Below are 7,102 nucleotides of genomic sequence, written 5' to 3'. Positions count from 1 at the left end.
AGGGTGTGGCCGTTGTAGAAGGCTATGTAGAAGGCGAGGGAGGCGGTGAGGCAGGGGGGGAGGGTCTGTTTTTGGTCTGCGTAGGCCTTCAGGGAGGGGAGGACGCGGGCTTTCCATTTGGAGGTGGAGTTTAGGGAAATGGAAAGGAGTGCGTGGTCTATGTAGGGGTTGCGGAAGCGTTCTGTTACGGAGGCGGCGAAATCCTGGAGTTCTTCTTTGGGGAGGGTCAGGGTGGGGATGATTTCGTCGTAGATGGCTTTGTTCATGAAGCCCTGGATGGTAGGGTCTTCCATGCAGTCGCGGACGATGTCCTGGCCGGCGAGGTAGGCTCCCAGTACCATGGAGGTGTGTGCTCCGTTGAGTATGCGTACTTTGCGTTGTTTGTAGGGTTTGTGGTCGTCTGTTACGAGGATGGGGAGGCCTGCTTTTTCGAAGGGGAGTTCGGTGCGGATGGACTGGGGGCCTTCGATAACCCAGAAGCCAAAGATTTCTCCTGTGTCCATGACGTTGTCTTCGTAGCCGTTTTCTTCGTTCAGCGCGGGGGCTTCTGTTCTGGGGAAGCCGGTTACGATGCGGTCAACGAGGGTGGAGCAGAAGGTGTTTTCTTTTTGGAGCCATTGGATAAAGTCCTGTCCGAGGTTCCATTGGGACGCGTATTTCAGGACGCATTTTTCCAGTTCTTTTCCGTTGTCGTCTATCAGTTCGCAGGCAAGGATGAGGAAGCCTTTGCCGGGCTGGCTGCCGAATGTCTGGAATCTGTGGTATAGAAATTGGGTGAGCTTTCCGGGATAGCTTGATGCGGGGCGGTCTTCGAAGCGGCAGGCGGGATCGTAGGTGATGCCGGCTTCTGTGGTATTGCAGGAAATAAAGCGCAGCTGGGGGTTTTCGGCGCAGGCCATGACGGCGTCGAAGTCAGTGTAGGCGTTGAGGCAGCGGCTCACGCAGGAAATGATTCTTTTTTTGTTTACTTTTTCGTCGTTTTCGCAGCCGCGGAGGTAGAGGGTGTAGAGTCCTTCCTGTTCGTTGATGGCATCCTTGAGGTCAAAGGCTCCGGGGATGGGGGCGATGGGCTGGACTAATACCACTTTGGAATTGAAATCTGCTTTTTCGTTCATGTTGTCGATGAAAAAGTCTACAAAGGCACGCATAAAGTTGCCTTCTCCGAACTGGATGACGCGTTCGGGGGCTTCTTTCAGAAGGTATCCGGTAAATTCTTTTTCTTTCAGGGTCTGGTATGATAATTTGTTCATTTTTTTATTCCTCCTATAGGGTGACGCCTTGTTTGAAAATGGCCATATCGTGGTAGCCGGCGGCTTCCGATTTTACCTGTTCGCCGTTTGCCACACGTATTACGTAGTCGAAGAGCATTTTTCCCAGTTCGGACAGCGAGGTGCCTGTTACCAGGCGGCCACAGTCAAAATCGATCCAGTTTTTCTTTTTTTCTGAAAGTGCGAGGTTGCTGGATATTTTTACTGTGGGGACGGGTGAGGCAAAGGGGGTTCCCCGGCCGGTGGTGAAGAGGACAATCTGTGCGCCGGAGGCTGCCAGGGCTGTGGAGGCAACCAGGTCGTTGCCGGGAGCGCTCAGCAGGTTCAGGCCGTGGGTTCGGACGGGCTCTCCATAGGAAAGGACGCCGCGGACCGGGGCGGAGCCGGATTTCTGGGTGCAGCCAAGGGATTTGTCTTCCAGGGTGGAGATGCCTCCTTTTTTGTTGCCGGGGGACGGGTTCTCGTAAATGGTCTGGTTGTGGGCTGTGAAATAGTTTTTAAAATCGTTTATGAGGTCTACGGTCTGATGGAAAATTTCTTCGTTTTCACAGCGGTTCATGAGGAGCGTTTCCGCACCGAACATTTCGGGAACCTCGGTGAGGATGGTCGTTCCGCCTTCGGCGATGAGAAGGTCGGAAAAAACGCCTACGGCGGGATTGGCGGTGATGCCCGACAGGCCGTCGGAACCGCCGCATTTCATGCCGATAATCAGTTCGCTGCAGGGGATGGGTTCGCGCTTTGCTGTGCGGGCATAGTCGGCCAGCTGCTTTACCAGGGCGAGGCCATCCGCGATTTCGTCCTCCGAATCCTGGGCGACAAGAAATTTGACGCGGTCAGGGTTGTAGGGGCCGATGTATTTTTTTAATTCTTCTATGTTACTGTTTTCGCAGCCAAGGCCGAGGACGAGGACGCCGCCTGCGTTGGGATGGTTGACGAGATCGGCAAGAATCTGCCGGGTGTTTTCCTGATCCTCACCCATCTGGGAACAGCCGTAAGGATGGGGAAAGGCGGCGACAGCGTCCAGGTTTCCTGCAGCAAGCCCCTGGGCCCGGCTGGCTATGGCGGTGGCGGCGTTGTTTACACAGCCGACTGTGGGAATGATCCAGATTTCGTTTCTTACTCCTGCCCTGCCATTTTCCCGGCGGTAGCCGCAGAAACAGGGAGAAACTTCCGGACGGGCAGGATTTTCACGGGCTTCCTGAAGGGAAGGGGAGGGCTGGTAGGCATAGTCCAGTATGTCTCCCAGGCCGGTTTTCAGATTCGCGGTATGAACCCATGATCCCGGCAGAATATCGACTGCAGCCGTGCCGATGGGAGCGCCGTATTTAATGACAGGCTCTCCGGCCCGGATGGGTATCAGGGCAAATTTATGTCCCTGTGGGATGTCCTCCTGCAGGGTGAGTTGATTTCCTTCCGCCAAGATAACAGTACCGGCTGCAAGGGGCTGCAGCGCCACAGCAACGGAATCTCCGGGGTGGATGCGGATAAAAGTCTGCATGAATTATGTAATCCTCCTTTGAAGAAATGTAAGAGCTTACATTAAAATTACACCTCTTTATTCCCGGAGTCAACCTGTTTTTGTTAAAATAAGAGGATAAGAGGAAGATTTATTAATTATGTATAAAAGATGATAAAATCATTGGTTAAAAAGTTAATATAAAGAGAATTGCATTTTATGGTTGGGCAGGATATAATGAAAGAAAAATGTAAGTATTTACATAAACGGAGGAAGAGAAAATGAAGGCATTTATGGACAAAGACTTTTTATTAAGCACGGATACGGCAAAGAAGCTGTTCCATGAAATTGCGGAACCCATGCCTGTCCTGGATTATCACTGCCATATTAATCCCCGGGAGATTGCGGAGGACAGAAAATTTGAAAACATCACGCAGGTATGGCTGGGCGGGGATCATTACAAATGGCGGCAGATGCGTTCCAACGGTGTGGACGAGTATTATATCACAGGGGATGCTCCGGACAGGGAAAAATTCCAGAAATGGGCGGAAACTCTGGAACTGGCTGTGGGAAATCCTTTGTATCACTGGAGCCATCTGGAGCTGCAGCGTTTCTTCGGATATCATGGGATTCTGAATGGGGAGACGGCAGAGGATGTATGGAAGCTGTGTAATGCGCGGCTGCAGGAAGACAGCATGAGCGTCAGGAATCTGATCCGGCAGTCTGCGGTTACTCTTATTTGTACGACGGATGATCCGGCGGATGATCTGCGCTGGCATAAGGCGCTGGCAGAGGACAGGAGTTTTGAGGTACAGGTGCTTCCCGCGTGGCGCCCGGATAAGGCCATGAATATGGAAAAGCCGGATTATACGTCATATATAGAGAAGCTGGGAGCGGCGGCAGAGATGGAAATCCGTTCTTTTGCGGAGCTGAAGGCGGCGCTGAAGAAAAGAATGGATTTCTTTGAAAGCTATGGCTGTAAGGCAAGTGATCATGCGCTGGAGTACGTGATGTATGTTCCGGAAACGGAAGAAAACATTGAGAAGATTTTTGCAAAGCGTCTCGCAGGGGAAAATCCGGGCCGGGAAGAAGAATTGAAATTCAAAACGGCCTTTATGTCATTTGCTGCGGAGGAATATGCAAAAAGAGGCTGGGCAATGCAGCTTCATTATGGCTGTAAGAGGGATAACAATACTTCCATGTACCGGCAGTTAGGACCTGATACGGGATATGACTGTATCAATAATTATGCGCCCTCCAGCCAGATGGCGGATTTCCTCAATGCCCTGAATATAAAGGGAACCCTTCCCAAAACCATAATTTACAGCCTGAATCCCAATGATGATGAAGCTATAGGCAGTATTATCGGCTGCTTCCAGAATGCGGATGCCGTGGGAAAAATACAGCAGGGCTCCGCATGGTGGTTTAACGATAATAAGAATGGGATGATGAAGCAGATGACTTCCCTCGCTAATCTGGGGCTTTTGGGGAATTTCATCGGAATGCTTACGGATTCCAGGAGCTTCTTATCTTATCCCAGGCATGAATACTTCCGCAGGATTCTGTGTGAGCTCATCGGCGGCTGGGTGGAGAACGGGGAATATCCTGATGATGAAAAAACGCTGAAGCGTATTATAAAAGGGATATCCTATAATAATGCTGTCCGGTATTTCGGATTTGCGCTGGAGGAAAAGTAACAGAGGATAGCCTGGAGTATATGACATATCAGATCCCCGGATGGTTTTTATAACTGTCCGGGGATCTGATATGTCTTTTTTTGCGGCAAAAATTCTCTTAAATACAATAAAAAAATCATTGACGGCTTCGGTAGAATGCTGTTATACTAAATAAAACCGACTGACGGTTTATTTTTGAAACAATTAAAGGACATCTGTGGGTCTGCGCCGTACTCACGGAGATCGGGATTGCTGGTACAGCGCAGAAGGGTGAAGAAATATGAAGCAAGAGGAAAAATCCATGGCCTCCAAAGGAAGGGTATTGGAAGCGGCCGCTTCGCTTTTTATCAGGAAGGGCTATGAAGAAACTACCATGCAGGACATTATGGAGGAAAGCGGTCTGTCAAAAGGGGCGATTTATCATCATTTCGCAGGGAAACAGGAGATTTTAAGCACGATGATCGCCGATGCGCAGATGAAGGTAAATACTTTTTTCCAGGAGATGGAAGAGAACACAGAACTGACGGTAAAAGAGAAGATAAGCAGAATTATCCGTTACTTTTTTGATAATAAGAATCAGAGCATGCTCATAAGAAACCGTTGGGTGGAAAAGGTGCCGTATGCCCTGGTAGATACGGTAAGAAACGGAAATGCGTTTATTGCACCCCGGGTTGCGGGAATTATTAAGCAGGGAAATGAAAACGGGGAATTCCGGTGCGATTTTCCGGAAGAGCTTGCCGAGGCGCTTCTGCTGCTGCTGGATGTATGGCTGGATCCGGTCATAACAGATCGGACGGCTGATGAAATATGCAGAAGGCTGGAATTTATTTTCCGGCTGCTGGAAAGCTTCGGCACGCAGCTGTTTGGCCCGGAGGACATGGAGGCGATGAAGCGGATGTATGCCGGATATGCGGCGGAAGGAGACATGAAAAATGGGAGAAACTAGAATTTATTACTTTTCAGGATCAGGAAATTCACTGCATGCGGCAATGGAAATTGCAGAGAGAATAAAGCCTGCCAAAATTATTTCCATGAGAAATGATCCGGCCGCTGTATCAGCGGCAAAGGCGGATACAATCGGATTTATTTTTCCGGTATACCATTGGTCGCTGCCAGAGTATGCACGTAAGTTTATTGAGAGGCTTGAAATAAATAAGAATGCCTATATCTTTGCGGTAGCCTCCTGCGGAGGCCTTCCGGTGAATGCGCTGAACGATTTTTCACAGATACTGAAAAAAAAGGGAGCCAGGGTCTCTTATTCGGGAGTACATAATAATGTGGCAAGCTATGTAGCGATGTATGAACCATTTCCGGAGCCGGAAAGACAGCTGCCGAAAGCGGCGGCGGAACTGGAAGAGATCGCCGGGGATATCACTCGGAGAACGGTGAATGAACCGGTTAGGAAAAGCGTGGGAAAAGAAATCATGCGCTGCATACAAAAGCCCTTTGTAAAAGCACTTCCGAAGAAAGACAGAGGTTTTACCGTTTCGGAGGACTGTGTTTCCTGCGGGATATGCACAGGTGTGTGCCCGGCCGGAAATATAACCAGGGAGGATGGAAAACCGATTTTTCTGCATCACTGCACCCAATGCATGTCGTGTATTGTATTTTGCCCCCGCCAGGCGATCAACTATAAAAACAAGACACAGAACAGGACAAAGTACCACCATCCGGCGGTAACGGCCGCAATGATGGCAGAGAATGAGATGGATTTTAATTAATCGTGGTTTCCCTCTGAATAATATCCCCGGAGAAAACGGTACGTGCAGGAATGTTCTTACCATCCAGGGCCTGCATTAGGAGGGAGACCGCCGTTGTGCACATGAATTCAACCCGGTTATCGACTGTGGTTATTTCGGGTGTGCTGCAGGTGGAAATCAGGGAATTATTATAACCAGTCACCTGAAACTCATCCGGTATCCTTCTTCCGTGGGATAAGGCAAATTTTACCGCACCTACGGCCAGTTCGTCATCCGAAGTGACGCAGGCGTCAAAGGAAAGCCCTTCTTTTTCCAGAGCATCCAGAAAGGCGGCCGTTTCATGGACGGAGGCGGGGCTGGCAAAGATTCTCTTATCCGCATCAGTTATTCCGTTTTTTATGCAGGCTTCCCGGAAGCCTGCTATTTTTTTTCGTCCGCTGTAACTCAGGCTGCGGTACAGATAAACAGGGGCATGGGAACCGCGGTGGAACAGGGATTCCGTCATCTCATTTACCGCCAGGCGGTCATCACAGAGGACGGAGTAGATACGATCTCCTGCCAGATAGCCGTTCAGGATGAATACCGGAACCTTTCCGGCGGCTTCAAAAAGATAAGCGTTATTTTTTTCCGTATCCTCCACGAAATTGGAGCCTGCAAAAAACAGGGCATCCACATTCCTTGAAAGAAGAAGCTGCAGGTATTTTTTCTTTTCCTCCAGATGATAGCCGGTGCAGCAGAGCATGGAAGCATATGAATTCTGCCGCAGCTCTCTTTCCAGGTAATAGATGGCCGACGCTAGATAGACATCGGAGGAATCCGCACACAGGATTCCCACGGTGTGCATGGAATTCAGTCCCAGGCTGCGGGCAAAGGCGTTGGGAGTATAGCTGTTCTGTTCGATAACCTGAAGCACTTTTTCCCTGGTGGAAGGGCTCACCTTATCGCTTCCGTTTAAAACGCGGGATACGGTTGCGATGGAGACGCCTGCCTGTTTGGAGATTG

The 7,102-nt window shown here is 50.0% G+C and carries 6 protein-coding genes; 3 read left to right on the top strand and 3 right to left on the bottom strand.

Going from position 1 to position 7,102, the window contains the following annotated elements; genetic code table 11:
* Both BLA28_RS26075 and BLA28_RS26070 read right to left on the bottom strand, forming a co-directional pair.
* On the bottom strand, nt 1-1,250 hold a 1,250-nt coding region (locus tag BLA28_RS26075), incomplete at its 3' end, for a tagaturonate reductase (protein WP_242955526.1).
* 13 nt (nt 1,251-1,263) lie between these two features.
* The gene (locus tag BLA28_RS26070) at nt 1,264-2,766 is read right to left on the bottom strand and encodes a UxaA family hydrolase (RefSeq protein ID WP_069157227.1); all 1,503 of its coding nucleotides are present in this window, start codon (nt 2,764-2,766) and stop codon (nt 1,264-1,266) included.
* 239 nt (nt 2,767-3,005) lie between these two features.
* Here BLA28_RS26070 and uxaC point away from each other — a divergent pair, with 239 nt between their 5' ends.
* The 3 genes from uxaC to BLA28_RS26055 all read left to right on the top strand — a co-directional run bounded on the left by uxaC (nt 3,006) and on the right by BLA28_RS26055 (nt 6,121).
* Nucleotides 3,006-4,421, top strand: coding sequence for a glucuronate isomerase (gene uxaC / locus BLA28_RS26065; RefSeq protein ID WP_069157228.1), 1,416 nt, complete (start codon nt 3,006-3,008; stop codon nt 4,419-4,421).
* Nucleotides 4,422-4,680: 259 nt separating this feature from the next.
* The gene (locus BLA28_RS26060; protein ID WP_069157229.1) at nt 4,681-5,346 is read left to right on the top strand and encodes a TetR/AcrR family transcriptional regulator; all 666 of its coding nucleotides are present in this window, start codon (nt 4,681-4,683) and stop codon (nt 5,344-5,346) included.
* Nucleotides 5,333-6,121: an EFR1 family ferrodoxin gene (locus BLA28_RS26055; RefSeq protein ID WP_069157230.1), complete on the top strand. Its 789-nt coding sequence runs from the start codon at nt 5,333-5,335 to the stop codon at nt 6,119-6,121. The genes BLA28_RS26060 and BLA28_RS26055 overlap by 14 nt, the downstream gene beginning before the upstream one ends.
* Here the strand turns inward: BLA28_RS26055 and BLA28_RS26050 are convergent.
* Nucleotides 6,114-7,100, bottom strand: coding sequence for a LacI family DNA-binding transcriptional regulator (locus tag BLA28_RS26050; protein ID WP_081365671.1), 987 nt, complete (start codon nt 7,098-7,100; stop codon nt 6,114-6,116). The two genes, BLA28_RS26055 and BLA28_RS26050, sit on opposite strands and share 8 nt — an antisense overlap.
* Nucleotides 7,101-7,102: the final 2 nt, after the last annotated feature.

The sequence above is a fragment of the Eisenbergiella tayi genome, from assembly GCF_001881565.1.
Taxonomy (GTDB): domain Bacteria; phylum Bacillota; class Clostridia; order Lachnospirales; family Lachnospiraceae; genus Eisenbergiella; species Eisenbergiella tayi.
Note: the sequence above shows the minus strand (reverse complement) of the source record. Positions and strands in the feature narration are given on the sequence as shown.

Bases quoted from the DNA above. Each gene is read 5' to 3' on its own strand.
- BLA28_RS26055 (WP_069157230.1), top strand. From the start codon at position 5,333: ATGGGAGAAACTAGAATTTATTACTTTTCAGGATCAGGAAATTCACTG.
- BLA28_RS26060 (WP_069157229.1), top strand. From the start codon at position 4,681: ATGAAGCAAGAGGAAAAATCCATGGCCTCCAAAGGAAGGGTATTGGAA.
- BLA28_RS26070 (WP_069157227.1), bottom strand. From the start codon at position 2,766: ATGCAGACTTTTATCCGCATCCACCCCGGAGATTCCGTTGCTGTGGCG.
- uxaC (WP_069157228.1), top strand. From the start codon at position 3,006: ATGAAGGCATTTATGGACAAAGACTTTTTATTAAGCACGGATACGGCA.